Source organism: Pseudomonas syringae group sp. 247E2 (genome assembly GCF_032587795.1).
GTDB classification, from domain to species: Bacteria; Pseudomonadota; Gammaproteobacteria; order Pseudomonadales; family Pseudomonadaceae; genus Aquipseudomonas; species Aquipseudomonas amygdali.
The window spans coordinates 104,269-122,028 of sequence record NZ_JAWHPK010000025.1 but is presented as its reverse complement, the minus strand read 5'-3'; the positions used below and the strand labels follow the sequence as shown (position 1 = coordinate 122,028).

Here is a 17,760-nt window from a genome sequence, read left to right as displayed (position 1 = left end):
TCGGCAGATAGGCTTTATCTCCTGATAAAGTTCTAATAGCGTCACTTCCGTTATGCCCGCGCGGGCATCCACCCTCGCTGGAGCTCCCCATGCAAAGCCCCCCCCATGACCCGGCAAGCGCGCTGGCAATCCGCAATCAGTATCGCCAGTCGCAAAGCCGCGCTGCTCGCCTGCGTCTGTTAGTGGATACCGGTCAGGAGCTGACCCAATTACCTCCAGAGGCCATGCGCCAGCGAGTGCTGCAGCGCGCCTGCGCATTCGTCGCCATGGACCATGGCCTGCTGCTGGAATGGGGCACCGACAACAATGTGCAGACCACCGCCAGCCATGGCAATGCCGACCGCCTGAGTACCCTTGAAACAGTTGCCGACCCGCTGGCCATCGGCCCGCAATGGCTGGAGCGCAGCGGTCCCGACTTGCCTTGTGTGCTGTTATTGCCGTTGCGTGGTGCCGACGAAGGCTGTTTCGGCACCTTGATGCTGGCCAACAGCGTAGGCATCAATGCCCCGGACAATGAGGACATCGAGTCCCTGCAACTGCTGGCAACGTTGCTGGCGGCACATCTGGAAAACAATCGACTGCTTGAAGCACTGGTCGTCAGAGAGCGCACCATGTCTGAACTGGTCCGCCAGTTGTTCACCGCTCAGGAAGACGAACGCAAACGCATGGCCTACGACCTGCACGACGGGCTGGCCCAGACACTCGCCGGTCTGCACCAGCGACTGCAGGGTTTTGCCGGTCGCTGTCCGGAACTGCCTGAACCGCTGGATGCCGACCTGCAAGCCATTCTCAAGCTGGCGCAGCACTGCGTCGGTGAAGGTCGGCAGTTGATCAGCGGTCTGCGACCAAGCGTGCTGGATGATTTCGGGCTGTTGCAGGCAGTCGACAAGGAAGCCGACCGGCTGCGTGAAGCGGGCATCGCCGTGCAGTGGACTTCGCGTTCCCAGGCACGCTTGCCCAGCCACCTGGAAATTGCGTTATTCCGCATCGCTCAGGAAGGCATCAACAATGTCTTCAAACACGCCGGTGCCAGCCGCGTAGAATTGGCGTTGGAACTGAGTAACGACAATGTTTCACTAAGCCTGGAAGACAACGGCCGGGGTTTCATCACCGAAAAGCCGCGTAACGGCAGTAGCGTTCAAAAGCTGGGCTTGGTGGCCATGCAGGAACGCGCCAGCCTTCTGGGCGGTCGCCTGACCTGCTTCAGCCGCCTTGAGCGCGGCACCCGGCTGCGCGCCATCGTCCCTTTTACCGCAGACAAGGCAACAACATGACTGACACTGTGCGACTGGTTTTGGCGGACGATCATGAAGTGACCCGCACCGGGTTCGTCTCGCTGCTGGCGGGGCATCCGGAATTCGAAGTGGTCGGCCAGGCCGCAGACGGCCAGCAAGCCATCGACCTGTGCCAGGAACTGCAACCGGACATCGCAATTCTCGACATTCGCATGCCAGTGCTCAACGGACTGGGCGCTGCGCGAATTCTCCAGCAGCGTATGCCGGACCTGAAAGTGGTGATTTTCACCATGGACGACAGCACTGATCATCTGGAAGCCGCGATCAGCGCGGGGGCGGTGGGCTATCTGCTCAAGGACGCCAGCCGCGACGAAGTAATCGCCGGTCTGCAACGTGTGGCCCGTGGCGAAGAAGCCTTGAACAGCACCGTCAGTGCGCGCCTGCTAAGGCGCATGACCGAGCGCAACACCAGTGGCGCAGCTCTGCCGGAATCCCTCACACCTCGCGAACGTCAGGTACTGGGACTGGTGGCGGGCGGCTTCAGCAATCGTGAAATCGGCGAAAAACTCGGTATTACTACCGGCACCGCCAAGGCACACGTGGAAAAGGTCATCGGCAAACTGGGTGCCTCGGACCGTACTCAGGCCGCCGTGCGTGGCGTGGCGCTGGGCCTGGTGAGCCAGTCGACGAGCGAGTGGCGATGACGACAACCGGAAGCAGTCGCTGGGAAGACCTTCCGTTACGCGGCAAGGCGCTGGTGGCCATTTCTTTGCCGCTGGCGATTCTCATGTTCTCGCTGGTGCTCATCTATATCGCTGAACGCCAGACCGCTCAGGCAGAGGAAGATGTACGCCGTGTGCTGCTGGTGCAAGGCGACATCCAGACACTGCACACCCAGATCGCAGAAGGTGCGGCCAGCGTACGCGGCTACCTGCTGACTCATCAGGAAGACTTCCTGCCTGGCTACATCAACGCGCAGCCGCTGATCGGTGCGGCATTGGCGCGACTCAACGACAATGTGCGCGATGAGCAGATGCGCGAACACCTCAAAGCCATCGAGCCGCTGATCAACACCAAGGTCGACGGCCTGGAAAAACTGCGCTCGATGAGCATGGAAGATCAACAAACCGTTGCCCGCATTCTGGTCGAAAACAAGTACGTGCTCGACCAGTTGCGCGAGCGGATCGGCATCATGCGCGAGCGCGAAGACGCCTTGCTCGCCGAACGTACCGAAGCGGCGGCCGCTACCCGCGAACGCCTGCTGCGCTCGACCCTGCTGGCAGCCGCCTGCGGAATATTCGGAGCCATTCTTGCCGTGCTGATGCTGTCCAAAGGCATCGTCGCGAGGGTGCATCAGGTGCAACGCAATGCTCAGCGGCTGGCGCTCGGGCACCCGTTGCTGCCCCAACCCCCGGAAAAGGACGAAATCGGCCAGCTCGGCACTCGACTGGTCGAAGCCGGCCAATTGCTGGCCGAACGCGAACGCGCCCTGCGCGACAATGAAGAACGTTTGCGGCTGATTATCGAAGGCGTGAAGGACTACGGCATCTTTGCGCTGGACCGCAACGGCTATGTCACCACCTGGAACGCAGGTGCCGAGCGCATCAAGGGCTACACAGAGCAAGAAATCATCGGTAAGCACTTCTCTGTTTTCTACCTGCCGGAGGAATGTCCGCAACACCCTGACATGGCATTGCGTGAAGCAACGGTCAACGGCCGCTACACAGAAGAAAGCTGGCGCAGACGCAAGGACGGCAGCCGTTTTTGGGCCAGCGTGGTGATTACCGCCCAATACGATGGCAATGATGAACTGCGCGGCTTTTCCAAGATCACCCGTGACATCAGTGATCGTCGTGTCGCCGAAATAGCCCTGGGTACGGCCCGCGAGGAAGCCGAGCGGGCCAGCCGGGCGAAAAGCGAGTTTCTCTCGCGCATGAGCCACGAGTTGCGCACGCCCCTGAACTCGATTCTGGGCTTTGCCCAGTTGCTGGACATGGACTCGCCTGCAAGCCAGCGACCGCAAATCGGCCATATCCTGAGAGCCGGCCAGCACCTGCTGAAACTGATCAATGAAGTGCTCGACATCGCCAGAATCGAAGCCGGGCATGTGTCCCTGAGCCTGGAGCCGGTATCACTGTCGAGCGTACTTGAAGAAGCACTGGTGCTGGTCTCGCCGATGGCGGCTGATGCCAACATCGAATTGAAGGCGTTGCCGCAGTTGCCTGACAAGCTTGGCGTGGTCGCGGACCGCCAGCGCTTGATTCAGGTGTTGCTCAACCTGCTGTCCAACGCCATCAAATACAACCGTCCCGAAGGTCAGGTGCGGATTGAAGTCGAGCAGTCGGACGAGCGCGTTACCGTGAGCGTAATCGATACCGGCTACGGAATTGCGCCAGAGCGTATCGGGCAGTTGTTCAAACCGTTCGAACGACTGGATGCCAACCCGAGCGTCGAGGGCACCGGGCTGGGGCTGGCGCTGAGCAAAAGCATGCTGGAAATGATGCACGGTACCCTGTCAGTGCAGAACACACCGGCTGAAGGCTGCCGCTTCATACTCGAGCTGCCACTTGTTCTGGTGCACGCCCCCACAGCTCCCCTGCCACAGACTGGCATGCCTGCTGACGCCGCCCCTGTCGCCCGCCTGCCTGCTCGCCCGGCTTATCACGGCAAGCTGCTGTGCATCGAAGACAACCTGTCGAGCATGGCCTTGATCGAGACGCTGATGCAGCGCAGGCCCGGTATCCAGTTGCTGTCGAGCATGCAGGGTCAGCTGGGGCTGGATCTGGCCCGCCAGCATGCGCCGCAGCTGATTCTGCTGGACCTGAACCTGCCGGACATCAAAGGCCTTGAGGTGCTGCATCGTCTGCGGCGCTTGCCGGCTACGGCCAATACCCCCGTCCTGATGATTACAGCTGACACCCGTGATAAAGCCAGTTGCGAACTGAAACAGGCCGGTGCAACGGCCATCCTGACCAAACCCATTCAGGTGCCGGTGTTTCTTGCCCTCCTGGACCAGTATTTACCGGAGCCAACATGACCGGAGATTTTCGCATTCTGATCATTGACGACCAGCGGCCCAACCTTGATCTGATGGAGCAACTGCTTGCCCGCGAGGGCCTGACCAATGTGCTGAGCAGCACCGAGCCGTTGCGCACGCTGGACCTGTTTAACAGCTTTGAGCCGGACCTGGTGGTGCTTGATCTACACATGCCCGAATTCGATGGTTTTGCGGTTCTGGAACAGCTCAACCGGCGCATTCCGGCCAATGACTATCTGCCGATCATGGTGCTGACCGCCGACGCGACACGCGATACCCGACTACGCGCACTGGCGCTGGGCGCACGGGATTTCATCAGCAAGCCGCTGGATGCGCTGGAAACCATGCTGCGTATCTGGAACCTGCTGGAAACCCGCGCGCTGTATAAATCGCTGCGCAAGCTGGTGCCGCCGGAAAACATCGAGCTGTTGCGCCAGCCAAGGACGCTGACGCAGCAGTGAGGCGTCTTTATTTGATGAGTGTCACCGGCACCGACACTTCATGGATCACCCGCGTGGCTACCGAGCCCAGTAGCAGGCCGCCAAAGTTGCCTAGCCCGCGGGTGCCCATGACCACAGCATCACAACCCAATCGCTGAACCTCGGCTTCTACCTGCTCGGCGACGTTGCCCAGCTCGACATGGGCCTGGAACGGCACGCCCGCTGCGGTCAGCAGCGCAATCGCATCATCGAGCACCCGCTTGCCTTCATTGGTCAGCCCGGCCTTCACACCATCAATCATGTCGGGGGCCAGATAAAGGCTGTAATCAATGGGGCTGGCCTGCACATTGAGGATATGCACCTCAAGCGATTTGGTGAGGTCGCCAGACAATTCGATGACATAGCCCAAGGCACGCATGGCGTGCTCGGAGCCGTCGAAGGGAACCAAAACTTTGTGCATGTGCGCTTTCCTTGAGGGGGTATGCGATCAATATAATCCGTTGACTGGCAGGCAACCACTGCTGAACGGCAGCTTGTTGATTCAGGGCAATGTGTGCTGGCCTACACCTCTGCGACCGCAACACACGATGGGCTGGAAGATGATTTGATTTGACGAAGGCATTTATTCTTCTAGAGTGAGTGCAGTAGTGCCAGCAACGACCGGCAGTGGCGGTATCGGTCTCATGGAACGATCAGTCAATGACTGCCCATTGGAACAAACGCCTCTCGAAACAGGCCACGCTGCTATTCATCCTGGCTGCCAACGTTTTCTATATTCTGCCGTTACTGCTTGCCAATGCGCCCTCTGCCGAAGATGACCGGATCTCAAGCAATGCTCAGGGGCAATGGGCAGAGCAAGGATATCCACTTGCCACCCTCGCCTATCGCGCGCTGACCTTTACAACCGGCGCACCCGAACTATTCCCACTGCCACTGTTAATCGCTACAGCGCTGATTTCGTGGGCCATGTTCAAGTGGGTGCGTGACTGCTTTGCGACGCCCACAGTGATTGACTGTCTGGTGGTACTGCCGCTTTGGTACAACCCGTTCCTCCTGCAGAGCCTTTCTAGCCACTACGACGGCCCGATCATTGCGCTGGGCATCGCTTTGATCGTTTTCGCAATTGTTTATGACTCCCCCTCAATGGTCAGAAAACTGGCCATTCCAGGCCTGATGATCGCCTGCGCACTGGCGTCCAGTAAAACAAGCCTCAATGTTCTCCTCGGCCTCTGTTGCGTTGAATGCATGAGAGCGCTGATACAGCAGCGCATTCCGGGTTTCATTGGCAGGCTGCTGATGATCAGGCTGACGCAGTTGTTGTGCGGATTGTGCCTTTACGCGACGGTCGGCGCATACAACTTGCTGACAATGGACAGTCACTGGCTTGCGGAAATAATCAGGCGGCTGGCCCTGCTCCACCAGAACGTGGGATTTTTGTTCAACACAGGCACCACCTGGCTGGCTATCGCGCTTTTACTGGTTGCGCTACCTGGTTACGTCAGCCACGTACTCAATGCATTCAGGCGACCGAACGGCGTTGCCCGCAAGGCAGTCGCTGTCCTCTTTTACCTGAGCCTGCCTGTTGCACTCTTGCTGCTGATTCCCGGAACAGCCTTGTTGGCAAATGATTTCGCCGGCCGGGCCGGAACATTGACGGGATTCTCGACACTGCTGATCGCGCTTTTTTTCCTGATCAACACGCATGCCTGGAAACAGCATGATGCCGTGCGTCTGGTGCTGATCCTGCCGGTCGTGTGCATGCTGTCCTTTTCCTATGCCTACGCCAGAGTGCTGATCCTGCAGAAAGAGCTCGGCACTTATGTACTTTTCAGCCTTGCCTACGACATCGACACCCTGCCTGATCTGCAAAATATAGACACTTTTCACTTCGACAGTCAGCCACTTCAAAACTGGCTGCCAGCGGCCAGCGGAACCTTCGAAAAACTTCCTGCGATCAAATACATCATGAATGTCGACGAGCGCGCGACACCTGCAAGACTGCAACGCGTTGGTATCACTCGCGGTGAATGGCTGACATCGCCATGCACTGCGCAGGACCTGACGTCCAGTGCACCGATAGTTGATCGCACGTTCTACAGCATTAAGGTTCATCAGCAGACCGGCTGCATCGTCATGAAAAAAATTACAACCCCCGATACTTATATCTGGGAACCGTAACCCACTTTCCGCAGCGACACTTCCCATGCCCCCTATCAGATGGCTGAGTCAAGCACTTTCCTGGCAACACTCATATTGGCTACTGCTCGGGGCAAGCCTGCTGTACATAGTTCCGTTTCTCATGGCCGACCAGACTTACGCCGATGACTACTGGAGGTCGCAACTTGCACAGGGTCGCTGGACAGAACAAGGCCGCCCCGGCGTAGACCTGCTTTATATGGTGCTCGGTTTTTCGTCAGGCGCGATCAATCTGTTCCCGCTGCCGTTATTGCTGACCACTGGCCTGCTGGCGGTATCCCTGACCCGCTTGGCGCATCATTACTTTAGCCGCCCTACCGCGCTGAACTGCCTGATTGTGTTGCCTGTTCTGTACAACCCTTTCTTCCTGCAGAACCTGTCTTACCAATACGACGGTCCAGGGATGGTACTGAGCCTATGCCTGGCGGTGGAGGCACTGCTGCATTCGACCTGCAAGCCGTTGAAAAGCAGTTGGAAAGCGGCCTTATGGGTGGCTGCAGCGCTTGCACTCTATCAGCCGGCACTCAATGTTTTAGTGGGCCTGTACTGTATTGAGTTTATTCGCAGCGTCGAGGCGAGAAAGACGTTCAACGCCTTGTTCTCTTCACTACTGAGCCAACTGATCATCCTGGCAATGGGGCTTCTGATTTATGCGTGCCTGGCGATACCGTTCATCAAAGGCAGCCGCACGCATCTGCTGAATATAAATCAGGGCGCGTTACAGGAGTTAGATGACCGTATACAGTTTCTGGCTCAGCAAATAGCACTGCTCGTGCACGGTGAGTTACTTGAAATGACCGCCACGATTATCACCCTTGTTGCCACTGTGAAACTTATTTCCATCGCGACAGCCCTGCTGCAATATGCCGAGCCCCTCTGGCGCAGAGTGGGCGTGTTTTTCATATTTCTGGTCACCGCCCCACTGCTGATATTTCTTGTATCGGGTACAACCCTGATGCTCAAAGACTTCATCCCGGAGGCCCGAACCCTGACCGGTTTTTCGATACTGATTGTCGCAGCGCTCTATCTTTACGAACGTTCCTGCCCGCCGGAAACGCTGTTACCCAGACTGTTTATCGTCCTGCCACTGGCGGGCATGCTCTCGCTTTCGTTTGTCTACGGGAATGTTCTGAGCGCGCAAAAAGAGCTGGGCCAGCATGTTGCACGAAGCATTGCCTACGACATCGACGCGCTATCACAGTCGAGAACGCTGGAGCGTATACATTTGCGAGGGTTCTATTTGCAAAACTGGTTGCCCGCGGCGCAGTCGGCCTCAAACGTCTTACCGGTACTGGGTTACCTACTGAATACTCATTACCTGACGCTGCCGGAAGCACTGCCGAGAACCGGCATCATCAATGTCCATAAATATACCGAACCGCCAGTCGGTGAACATCTTCAGCCCCCGGTGCTGATCAGGCCGCTTTATCGCGTTCACCTGTCTGAAAATACGGGTTATCTGGTACTCAAAAAAATCACCGAGCCGCAGGACTATCATCCAGAGCACTGACCGCATCGGGCCTCATCCGTCAGGATGGATGGTATTGGTACAGCCAGCTCTCGGTTAACGTCTGCTCACCCAGCCGCAGATACAGACGCATGTCTACCGGTTCTGCACCTTCTACCGTCAGGTCGAATTGCGCCCGCCAATGCCCCGCCATACCGTCAGGCACCGCCTCAGTGAAAATATTGGAGAAAGTCCCTCTTGAGCTGGACAATACCGCTTCCGGAAACGTATTGAACGGCACTTTTTCCAAAGTGCGACCCTGAAATTCGACGACAAATTTCCGCACGCCTTGCGGTCGCGTCTGTCCGGGCCGGCCACCATTACCGAAGCGCGTCGCCACGCAATGTGCCAACTCACCGGGGTACGGCTCATCCGCCAGCCAGTGCAGACGATAACGCAGCCGGTAATCTGTTCCGGGGCCTGCCGGTTTTTCAGGCACCCACATGGCGACGATATTGTCGTGGATCTCATCGTCAGTGGGAATTTCAACCAACTGTACGGCGCCTTTTCCCCAATCGCCCAAGGGCTCGATCCACAGGCTCGGCCGCCGTTCATAATGCACGCCATCCAGGTAATGGCTGAATTCGCGATCCCGCTGCAGCAGACCGAAACCTCGCGGGTTATTGTCACTGAACGCAGATGCCATGGTTCTCGGCGGGTTGTTCAACGGTCGCCATATTCGCTCGCCTGCACCGGTCCAGATCGCCAGTCCGTCGGAGTCATGCACCTCGGGCCGCCAGTCAGCAGCTGTTTTCTTGGCCTGTTCGCTGAACCAGTACATCGAACTGATCGGCGCGATGCCGAACCTTTGCACTTCGCCGCGCATGAACAGTGCGGCCTCGACCTCCATCACCACCCCTTTGCCCCGCTGTATGGCAAAGCGATACGCCCCACAGATACTCGGCCCGTAAAGCAGTGCATAGACAACGACCGAGTCGGATGTATTGCTGTCCGGCGATTCAAACCAGAGGTGAGTAAAATCGGGAAATTCTTCCGCACGCTCGGGCTGGGCGACATCCAGCGCGATACCCCGTGCGGAAAGTCCATATTGATACAGCTCGCCAATGGCACGAAAGTACGCAGCGCCGAGAAAAGCCGTCCAATCGTTATTACGCCAATCCAGTTTTTTCTGATCGCCTGTTCGACTTTCCTGAAAGCGAAACCCGGCAAAGCCAACACCCTGAGTCAACTGACGCGCAGGGCTGTCTTCGGGCATGTCGAAATACGCCTGATCGTAGAGAATTTCCTTGGCAGCCCCCTTATCGACGACATAGAGCCGCACAGGCTTGGGGAAGAACTTCCCCGGATGGAAAAAAGTGACCGGAAACTGCCCCGGTCCCTCCGCGAACAATGCGTACTCCGGCCTGAAACGAATCTTGCCGTGAGCGTCATAGTCCAGTTTCGCCAGTACCTCCGCCGAAAGAGTTGACGGCACAATATACGGCTGTGAGGCGGCCTCTTTTGCGCGCTGCACTAAAAGATCAAACGAAAAGGGCTCGCTATCGCCCATTTTCAGCGGCTCGTCAGCCTGTGAGGAAGAAGGGATACCTGATACGAACAACAGAGCAGATATCGAAGAAAACTCGAGAAAGTTTCGTCGATTCAACATGGTGGGAAGTGACCTGGTGGGGGTGGATCTGGTGGGCGGTAGACCTGAGCATAGATCAGCCCGCCAAATCCACCCGTTCAGCTCGTCCGATTAACTCAATGCCCCTCAAGGAACGCCGCTGCCTGATCCAGCAACAGCATGGGATTTTCGGCCTTGTGTATATCAACCGACAGCAACTGACGGAAACGCCGTGCGCCGGGGAAACCCAAACCAAGCCCGAGCATGTGCCGAGTGACATGGTGCATGTTGCCACCGCTGGCAATATGCGCCGCAATGTAAGGCCGCATCGACTCCAACGCATCGTAACGACTGATAACCGGCGCAGTGCTGTCGAACAACTGCTGATCAACATGCGCCAACAGATACGGGTTGTGATAAGCCTCACGCCCCAGCATGACGCCGTCGAAGGTCTGCAAATGCTCGCCGCACTGGTCCAGCGTCTTGATGCCGCCGTTGAGTACAATCTCCAGGTCAGGAAAGTCAGACTTCAGTTGCGCGACCACGTCATAACGCAGCGGCGGAATATCGCGGTTTTCCTTAGGCGACAGGCCCTCCAGAATCGCGATGCGCGCGTGAACCGTAAAACTCTCGCAACCGGCCTCATGAACCTTGCCGACGAAATCAGACAACTCGGCGTAGCTGTCACGGCCGTTAATGCCGATCCGGTGCTTGACCGTGACCGGGATACCGACCGCATCGCGCATCGCCTTCACACAATCAGCCACCAACTGCGGATGCGCCATCAAGCATGCGCCGATCATGTTGTTCTGCACCCGGTCGCTTGGGCAACCGACGTTCAGATTGACCTCGTCGTAGCCCGCCTCCTCAGCCAACCGGGAACAGGCAGCCAAGTCCGCCGCCGTGCTGCCGCCCAGCTGCAACGCCAACGGGTGCTCGGTCTCGTCATGGCGCAAGAACCGCTCACGGTCGCCGTGCAGCAAGGCACCGGTGGTGACCATTTCGGTGTACAGCAAGGCATGCTTTGAGAGCTTGCGCATGAAGTAGCGACAATGGTGGTCGGTCCAGTCCATCATCGGTGCAACAGAGAAGCGTCGGGACAGCGAAAACGCTGATTTTTCAATGTCTGCGGGGGTATCTCGTTTTTCACTGATCATAATTACTGGTCTTTTATACAGCCATTTTTACCCGTTTTTGCTTGTTTTTCATGGGCTTTTGCTACAATGTAGCAAATCGATTATGAAATGTAGCAAATGAAATGGGCACGATCACAGCACGGAAACGCAAAGACAAAACCACTGGCTTCACTGCTCAGATTCGGATCAATAGGGTCGGTTTGCCAGTTTATCAGGAAACCCAAACCTTCGACCGTAAGCAGGTTGCCCAAGCCTGGATCAAGAAACGTGAAGCAGAGCTAACAGCACCCGGTGCGATCGAGCGCATAAACCGCAAAACCGTCAGCATCAAGCAGATGATCGACCGATACCTTGATGAGTACGAGAAGGTTCGCCCGCTGGGTAAGACCAAGCGGGCAACGCTTACGGCCATAAGCGAGAGCTGGCTGGGAGAGGTAGCCGATTCAGCATTGACCAGTCAGAAGCTGGTTGAGTATGCGCAGTGGAGAATGGCCAAGGAAGGCGGCGGAGTCCAGGCGCAAACCATAGGCAATGATCTGTCGCATCTGGGAGCGGTGTTGTCTATAGCAAAGCCAGCATGGGGGTATGAAGTCGCCCCTCACGCAATGTCGGATGCGCGGATCGTCCTGCGTAAGCTAGGCATGGTCAGCAAAAGCAAGGAGCGTACTCGGAGACCCACGAAAGACGAGCTCGATGCCCTTTTTACCCACTTTTTTGAGATGCAAATACGTAAGCCGTCCTCTATCAATATGCCTAAAGTATTGGGGTTCGCGATATTTGCCACGCGAAGGCAGGAAGAAATTACTCGTATTCGCTGGAACGATCTGGACGAAAAACGCCAGGCTGTGCTGGTCAGAGACATGAAAAATCCTGGACAGAAGATCGGCAACGACGTCTGGTGCCACCTTCCTGACGAAGCTTGGGCGATCCTGCAGAGTATGCCTAAAGGGTGCTCAGAGATTTTTCCCTATAACTCAGATTCGATCTCTGCCGCATTCACACGAGCTTGTAAGTATCTAGAGCTGAAAGATCTGCGCTTTCATGACATGCGACATGACGGAATAAGCAGACTTTTCGAGATGGACTGGGACATCCCTAGGGTATCGAGCGTCTCAGGCCATCGTGACTGGAATTCGCTACGCCGGTACACGCACCTGCGAGGACGAGGTGACCCCTACCAGGGCTGGGGGTGGCTCAAAAAGATTGTGAACGCAGAAGTTGACCTTGGCGTACGCGTAAAACAGCACTAGCACAGCAATAAACCTCGCGGCGACGTTCCCCCGGCGAACCAAAAAAAATTGAAGAAAGACTTTTATTTTAAAAGTCTTTTTAATCTTGCGTAAATTTGGCTTAACTATAACGCGATTCACGCAGTTAAAAGCGCTACACCTCATTTGTCCTGAGAATGGAATCCCTCCAAGTAGGAACCATGGCATCAGTTGGCAGAGATGAAATCAGCATATTCACTTTTCCTCTGACCATAAACGTCAAGCAAAGCTCGACCAATTTACTGATGCGCTTTTCAAACTTAACCTAACTGACTATATTGTGCAGCCTAGCTCCTTAGCACCTTCGCTGAAACTAGGCTGCAGCATATATTAACTTACGTGATCTACAACATTCTCATGGGAATTAATCCCAATCAAATCTATCAGCTGAGAATCTGTCATATTACTACCGTCTGAAAACTGAATCTGCTTAACACCATTGTTAGGATAAAGAAGACTGTAGTCCAGCACGACCTGATCTCCTTCGATGCCGTCGGTAATCACCATACTATTGCCGGATGGAGTGGTTGTAACCGTCAATGACGCCGCTGTGATACCGGCGCCGAACTTCAGAACGGGCACCTCACCGGCGGCATATGCGTTATCTATCTCCAGGTAGCCATAACCAGCATTGTAGATAAAGGTGTCATTGCCACCGCCACCGTGGATCACATCCTGGCCGCCCATGCCATCAAAGGTCTGGGCGCGAGCCGATCCATTCAGCGTGTCATTCCCAAAGGTCCCGGTCGAATTCTTGATCTCCAGCAGCTGATCCTTCATCGTGACAAGATCCTCAAACGCCAAGGAGCTGCCGTCAGAGAACTCAGCTTTCTTAACACCATAGTTAGGGTAAAGAAGACTGTAGTCCAGCACGACCTGATCCCCTTCGATGCCGTCGGTGATTATCAGACTGTTACCGGATGGGGTGGTTGTAACCGTCAATGACGCCGCGGTGATACCGACGCCGAACTTCAGAATAGGTGCCTCGCCGGCGGAATATGCGTTATCTATCTCAAGGTAGCCATAACCGGCATTGAAGATAAAGGTGTCATTGCCACCGCCACCGTGGATCACATCCTGGCCGCCCTTGCCATCAAAGGTCTGGGCGCGGGCCGATCCGTTCAGCGTGTCATTCCCAAGGGTCCCGGTCGAATTCTTGATTTCCAGCAGCTGATCCTTCATCGTGACAAGATCCTCAAACGCCAAGGAGCTGCCGTCAGAGAACTCAGCTTTCTTAACACCATAGTTAGGGTAAAGAAGACTATAGTCCAGCACGACCTGATCCCCTTCTATGCCGTCGGTGATTATCAGACTATTGCCGGATGGGGTGGTTGTAACCGTCAATGACGCCGCCGTGATACCGGTGCCGAACTTCAGAATAGGTACCTCCCCGGCGGCATATGCGTTATCTATCTCCAGGTAGCCATAACCAGCATTGTAGATAAAGGTGTCATTGCCACCGCCACCGTGGATCACATCCTGGCCGCCCTTGCCGTCAAAGGTCTGAGCGCGAGCCGATCCGTTCAGCGTGTCATTCCCAAGGGTCCCGGTCGAATTCTTGAGCTCCAGTAACTGATCCTTCATCTCGACCAGATCCTCAAATGCCAAAGAGCTGCCGTCAGAGAACTGGACCTTTTTTACACCATAGTTAGAGTTAAGAAGGCTATAGTCCAATACGATCTGATCCCCTTCGATGCCGTCGGTGATTATTAGACTATTGCCGGATGGAGTGGTTGTAACCGTCAATGACGCACCCGTGATACCGGGGCCAAACTTAAGTATCGGAACATCACCCACCAAATAAGAGTTGTCAATCTCTAAATAACCATAACCACCATTATAAATAAATACATCATTTCCACCATCGCCTTTAACTGTATCACCACCACCACCACCATCAAAAACTACATCTTTATTGCCACTTGAAATAAGCTCGCTCTTTGCGCTACCAAAAACCCATTGATCAGCTGTTGCAACGAGAAAGTCAAAGCCATTACCATCACGACTTCCTGCAGACCTGAAACCATCCACAAGTAACTCTCCTGATCTGCCAGACGCTCCAAGCGCATGATAGAGTACAGTTAAAAAGTCATACGCTTCATCTGGATTTTTCTCATATATTTTTTGTACCTCCGATACTGCTGAGTCTACATTAAACGCGGCACCATCAACGCCAAAGCCCACCGAAACATCAGAAATTATTTTCAAGTAATCTTTTTTCTGCAGTATTAGCGCATCCGCAACATAACTCTTTAACGAAGAGTACATCTCCTCTAGCACAACAGCTGAGTTCAAAGCAGGATTATTTGTTGAAGCGTTATCTCCATACTTTTGAAAGAATTTTTCACCTAGAAAAAACTCTATAGAGCTTAATTTTCTAGCATCAAAAAAACCTCCACGACTGCCAGGATCTATGTTTGCACTTCCTGTCCATGAAAAAACAATATCATCAACAACCGACATACTGCCAGAGGTAGTAGAATCACTGTAAAACTTATCGACTAATAGCGCAAGACCACCACTAGAATCCAGCGCCATAGCTTGATGCAAGTCATGCGCAAAACCAAGGCCTTTAACGTTCGGAAGCCCTGCTATGTACTCATTAATAATAACGGGATCTTTCTCTACCGAATCCACAAAATTAGTAGCAAACCAAACATCATCTATAGCCAAAACCGAACCGTCAACCTTAGTATAACTACCCAGTTGCCTATGATCATTACCACCAGCATCTAAATTAGAAGAAACCTTATAATCAACATTTATACTCGCAACACCTACATCATACAATTTGTGGATTTCAGAAGCCTCAGAAATACCGTTAGAATTTGAGTCTATCCAGACACCAACCTTACTAAACAAACTGTCACTTGAACTGAAAACCCCATCGCCATTTGAGTCTAATTCTTTTAAGGCCTCAAATCCATTTGAAGCTCTGGCCCCGCCGACCAAAACCATTTGGTCACCGAAAAGCTCTTTACCATTATCGATTACTCCATTTTCATTCCTATCCCAAACCAATAGACCATCAGCTCCGGCAATCCATCCTGTCGCTTCGGCACGATTATCTGCGTTATGGTCGAAATGAGTACCTGAAGATACTGAAGTAGTGCTTACTCCATCTCCGTTCAGATCCAAGATTAAAGGCGAAGATGTATCTGAGGCACCATCAAACTTTTCTTGCAGCCCCTGGTAAAAGCCTTGAAACTTACTTCCAAGATCCTCAGCAATTTTACTTAAAAACTCTCCAGCATCTGATACTTGCTTTACTACTTGATCATACGCATCGCCTAAGGCCTTAGAAATATCATCCTGAAAGTAGTCCAAGGCTTTACCAATTGCCGCTAGGGACAACCCCAGACCTAGCGCCAACGGACCAAACGTAGCCCCGCCTATACCTGCAAGAACAACTCCAGTACCTAGAGTTGCCATAACAGCAAAACTTGATGCAATTCCTATTATGCCAGATGCCAACCCTAAAATTTGACTTGGCTGAATATTTCCTGACTCAGCAGCCTCGCCAAGCACCGCCACAGCGGTGGACGCTTGCCCAAGAGTTGCGGGCACACCCAAAATCGGATGCTTTGTAAGAAGTGAAACCACAGCTTTAGTCCCTGTCGCGGCTAAAGCTAACGTTTGCACATCAGTCATAGACGCGATGTTTTCGGAAGTACTTTTATATGTTGACTCAAGGGCATCATATACCGCCTGAGCGTCATCAACGCCCTTGCCGAACATGAAAGGATCAACAGTAATATTAACGTTTTGTTCTGATGCCATATCAACACTCCCTATAATAATTTTTTAACTTTTTCGCGCAACATATATCATCACAAGCAGCCCAACACCAACAACTACAAGAAAAAACTTCAGCACATAAAAACCCACGCCAAGGGGTTCCCCCTTTGACTCTTTTTCATTTTCATGCAACTGCATCAACAACCCCACCCCCACAAGAAGCGCGAGAAATATCGCCATCACATTACCGCCTCACATTAGTTTTCTTAAAAGCAACTATCAAACTGCAATCAGCCTAAAACATTTCCAAATACCAAGCCATAAAACAAGAAGCTACAGAGCTCGCACCTAAAGCGCAGCAGCCCGAGAACATCAAAGGTTTTTTTGACATTCAATATTTCGGAAAGCATATTACTTACAGAGACAAAAAGTAAATGGCACTACCTATAGATTTTGGTCATATTTTCTTTTTAGTAGCATTTGAGCGTCCGGAGCTGAACGAGCCTTTTGGTAGCTCTGGCTCATCATTTGCCGACGCATAGCAAAATCTGGATGAGTGACACGCTTCCCTTCTTTAGCGTCCTCTTTCCCTAAGGTGACGCTGTATCGCGTCGTCCAAAACCACCTTGAAGAATTCGTCCGTCAGTTCAAATGGGCACTCAGCTCGCGCCAGGTATTTGAGTGGCAGAAGATGACCCGCCCCGAAACCCTCACCGACATCCAGCGCGCCGCTCGGTTCTTCTACCTGCAGCACCACGCCTTTGCAGGGAAGGTCAGCGGGCAGACTTTCGGGACTGCAACGACGGGTCCAGCAATCAATCTGCTGCGGATCGAGGAAAACCTTTCCGCAGCCTGGCAGCGTTTGTCAGGTACGTACGTGGAAAACCTTCCGTGGCTTGAGTGCGCCGAGCGCTACGACCGGCCTCAAACGTTTCATTACATGGACCCGCCTTACTGGCAAACGGCAGGGTACGGTGTTGACTATCCTTTCGAGAATTATGAGCGGATGGCTGATTTCATGCGGACGTGCAAAGGGAAAGTGATGGTCAGCATCAACGATCACCCTGACATACGCAGAGTATTCGAAGAATTTCATTTTGAAACGGTTGACATTAGGTACACCTCCTCAAACCAGCGGCGGGGACGGACCGATGTGGTAGGCGAACTAGTTATCATGAATTGGGAGCCGAAAGCTTTAGGTGGTTTGTTCTGACCAACGGTGTAGAAGTGGGTATCAGGTATTACTTGGCCATTACAGTTTAAGGCGTAGTTGTGATCGGCAGGAAGCCGTAGGCTGAGTTCTAGGCTCATACCAAGCTGTACCACTGTGCGAGTTTTTGGGATTTGAGTGTGTTCGCGAAACTGTTAAGCCAATGTTTTTATTGATTTTTATACTCTATGCAATACTGGTAACCCCTCAAGCAGTGGTGGAGTTGTTGTCGCTTCACATTCGTCAGCTAGGCGAATTCATGGGTGATCTTTTCATGGCTTCGCAGCCGGTCGCTGCGGAGAGGCTAACGTGGGGTACTGGATCAGTTCAATACGCTTTAGGGAAGGTCTGAAGTAGCCGGATGTTTTCCGGCTACCGAGTCCTCAGCACTTTTCAAAAAACGATGCATGTCGAAATTTGCTCAAT

General features: G+C 53.9%; 12 protein-coding genes and 1 pseudogene. 8 read left to right on the top strand and 5 right to left on the bottom strand.

The genetic code is table 11. The features are described from left to right. Positions 1-89: 89 nt before the first annotated feature. Genes RYC18_RS20985 through RYC18_RS20970 form a run of 4 tightly spaced genes read left to right on the top strand, consistent with a single transcriptional unit; the run spans position 90 to position 4,733 of the window. The gene (locus tag RYC18_RS20985; protein ID WP_005746811.1) at positions 90-1,274 is read left to right on the top strand and encodes a sensor histidine kinase; all 1,185 of its coding nucleotides are present in this window, start codon (positions 90-92) and stop codon (positions 1,272-1,274) included. Further along, complete coding sequence (locus RYC18_RS20980; RefSeq protein ID WP_002552911.1) at positions 1,271-1,939, top strand: response regulator; 669 nt, start codon at positions 1,271-1,273, stop codon at positions 1,937-1,939. The genes RYC18_RS20985 and RYC18_RS20980 overlap by 4 nt, the downstream gene beginning before the upstream one ends. Continuing rightward, a complete protein-coding gene (locus RYC18_RS20975; RefSeq protein WP_005734075.1) occupies positions 1,936-4,272 on the top strand; it encodes an ATP-binding protein in 2,337 nt (778 codons plus the stop codon). The genes RYC18_RS20980 and RYC18_RS20975 overlap by 4 nt, the downstream gene beginning before the upstream one ends. Further along, positions 4,269-4,733 carry a response regulator gene (locus RYC18_RS20970; RefSeq protein WP_054076447.1) on the top strand — a complete coding sequence of 155 codons (465 nt, stop codon included), beginning with the start codon at positions 4,269-4,271 and terminating at the stop codon, positions 4,731-4,733. The genes RYC18_RS20975 and RYC18_RS20970 overlap by 4 nt, the downstream gene beginning before the upstream one ends. A gap of 7 nt (positions 4,734-4,740) precedes the next feature. Here the strand turns inward: RYC18_RS20970 and RYC18_RS20965 are convergent, their stop codons facing one another. After that, complete coding sequence (locus tag RYC18_RS20965; protein ID WP_002552909.1) at positions 4,741-5,172, bottom strand: universal stress protein; 432 nt, start codon at positions 5,170-5,172, stop codon at positions 4,741-4,743. Positions 5,173-5,411: 239 nt separating this feature from the next. Between RYC18_RS20965 and RYC18_RS20960 the strand changes: the two genes are divergently transcribed. Together RYC18_RS20960 and RYC18_RS20955 are read left to right on the top strand one after the other, a co-directional pair. After that, positions 5,412-6,890, top strand: a complete 1,479-nt coding sequence (locus RYC18_RS20960; protein ID WP_316886698.1) for a hypothetical protein — start codon at positions 5,412-5,414, stop codon at positions 6,888-6,890. A gap of 25 nt (positions 6,891-6,915) precedes the next feature. Further along, entirely contained in the window at positions 6,916-8,418 is a 1,503-nt protein-coding gene (locus tag RYC18_RS20955) for a glucosyltransferase domain-containing protein (RefSeq protein ID WP_187126167.1), read from the top strand. A gap of 19 nt (positions 8,419-8,437) precedes the next feature. On the opposite strand, the gene RYC18_RS20950 is transcribed toward RYC18_RS20955, so the two are convergent. Together RYC18_RS20950 and dusA are read right to left on the bottom strand one after the other, a co-directional pair. After that, positions 8,438-9,925 carry a glucan biosynthesis protein D gene (locus RYC18_RS20950; RefSeq protein ID WP_316886852.1) on the bottom strand — a complete coding sequence of 496 codons (1,488 nt, stop codon included), beginning with the start codon at positions 9,923-9,925 and terminating at the stop codon, positions 8,438-8,440. 194 nt (positions 9,926-10,119) lie between these two features. Beyond that, positions 10,120-11,139, bottom strand: a complete 1,020-nt coding sequence (gene dusA / locus RYC18_RS20945; protein WP_316886697.1) for a tRNA dihydrouridine(20/20a) synthase DusA — start codon at positions 11,137-11,139, stop codon at positions 10,120-10,122. A 101-nt stretch (positions 11,140-11,240) separates the two neighbouring features. Here dusA and RYC18_RS20940 point away from each other — a divergent pair, with 101 nt between their 5' ends. Continuing rightward, on the top strand, positions 11,241-12,368 hold the full coding sequence (locus tag RYC18_RS20940) for a tyrosine-type recombinase/integrase (RefSeq protein ID WP_316886696.1): 1,128 nt from the start codon (positions 11,241-11,243) through the stop codon (positions 12,366-12,368). 348 nt (positions 12,369-12,716) lie between these two features. On the opposite strand, the gene RYC18_RS20935 is transcribed toward RYC18_RS20940, so the two are convergent. Both RYC18_RS20935 and RYC18_RS20930 read right to left on the bottom strand, forming a co-directional pair. Beyond that, positions 12,717-16,166 (bottom strand): hypothetical protein, encoded by a 3,450-nt coding sequence (locus tag RYC18_RS20935; protein ID WP_316886695.1) that lies wholly within the window; start codon positions 16,164-16,166, stop codon positions 12,717-12,719. Positions 16,167-16,190: 24 nt separating this feature from the next. Further along, a complete protein-coding gene (locus RYC18_RS20930) occupies positions 16,191-16,364 on the bottom strand; it encodes a hypothetical protein (RefSeq protein WP_155007597.1) in 174 nt (57 codons plus the stop codon). Between the two features lie 355 nt (positions 16,365-16,719). Here RYC18_RS20930 and RYC18_RS20925 point away from each other — a divergent pair. Continuing rightward, a pseudogene (locus RYC18_RS20925) lies at positions 16,720-17,337 on the top strand (DNA adenine methylase); the annotation flags it as partial. Between the last annotated feature and the right edge of the window lie 423 nt (positions 17,338-17,760).

Coding starts and splice junctions, on each gene's coding strand:
- RYC18_RS20960 (WP_316886698.1), top strand. CDS start 5,412: ATGACTGCCCATTGGAACAAACGCCTCTCGAAACAGGCCACGCTGCTA.
- RYC18_RS20965 (WP_002552909.1), bottom strand. CDS start 5,172: ATGCACAAAGTTTTGGTTCCCTTCGACGGCTCCGAGCACGCCATGCGT.
- RYC18_RS20935 (WP_316886695.1), bottom strand. CDS start 16,166: ATGGCATCAGAACAAAACGTTAATATTACTGTTGATCCTTTCATGTTC.
- RYC18_RS20940 (WP_316886696.1), top strand. CDS start 11,241: ATGGGCACGATCACAGCACGGAAACGCAAAGACAAAACCACTGGCTTC.
- RYC18_RS20975 (WP_005734075.1), top strand. CDS start 1,936: ATGACGACAACCGGAAGCAGTCGCTGGGAAGACCTTCCGTTACGCGGC.
- RYC18_RS20970 (WP_054076447.1), top strand. CDS start 4,269: ATGACCGGAGATTTTCGCATTCTGATCATTGACGACCAGCGGCCCAAC.
- RYC18_RS20930 (WP_155007597.1), bottom strand. CDS start 16,364: ATGGCGATATTTCTCGCGCTTCTTGTGGGGGTGGGGTTGTTGATGCAG.
- RYC18_RS20985 (WP_005746811.1), top strand. CDS start 90: ATGCAAAGCCCCCCCCATGACCCGGCAAGCGCGCTGGCAATCCGCAAT.
- dusA (WP_316886697.1), bottom strand. CDS start 11,139: ATGATCAGTGAAAAACGAGATACCCCCGCAGACATTGAAAAATCAGCG.
- RYC18_RS20955 (WP_187126167.1), top strand. CDS start 6,916: ATGCCCCCTATCAGATGGCTGAGTCAAGCACTTTCCTGGCAACACTCA.
- RYC18_RS20980 (WP_002552911.1), top strand. CDS start 1,271: ATGACTGACACTGTGCGACTGGTTTTGGCGGACGATCATGAAGTGACC.
- RYC18_RS20950 (WP_316886852.1), bottom strand. CDS start 9,925: ATGGGCGATAGCGAGCCCTTTTCGTTTGATCTTTTAGTGCAGCGCGCA.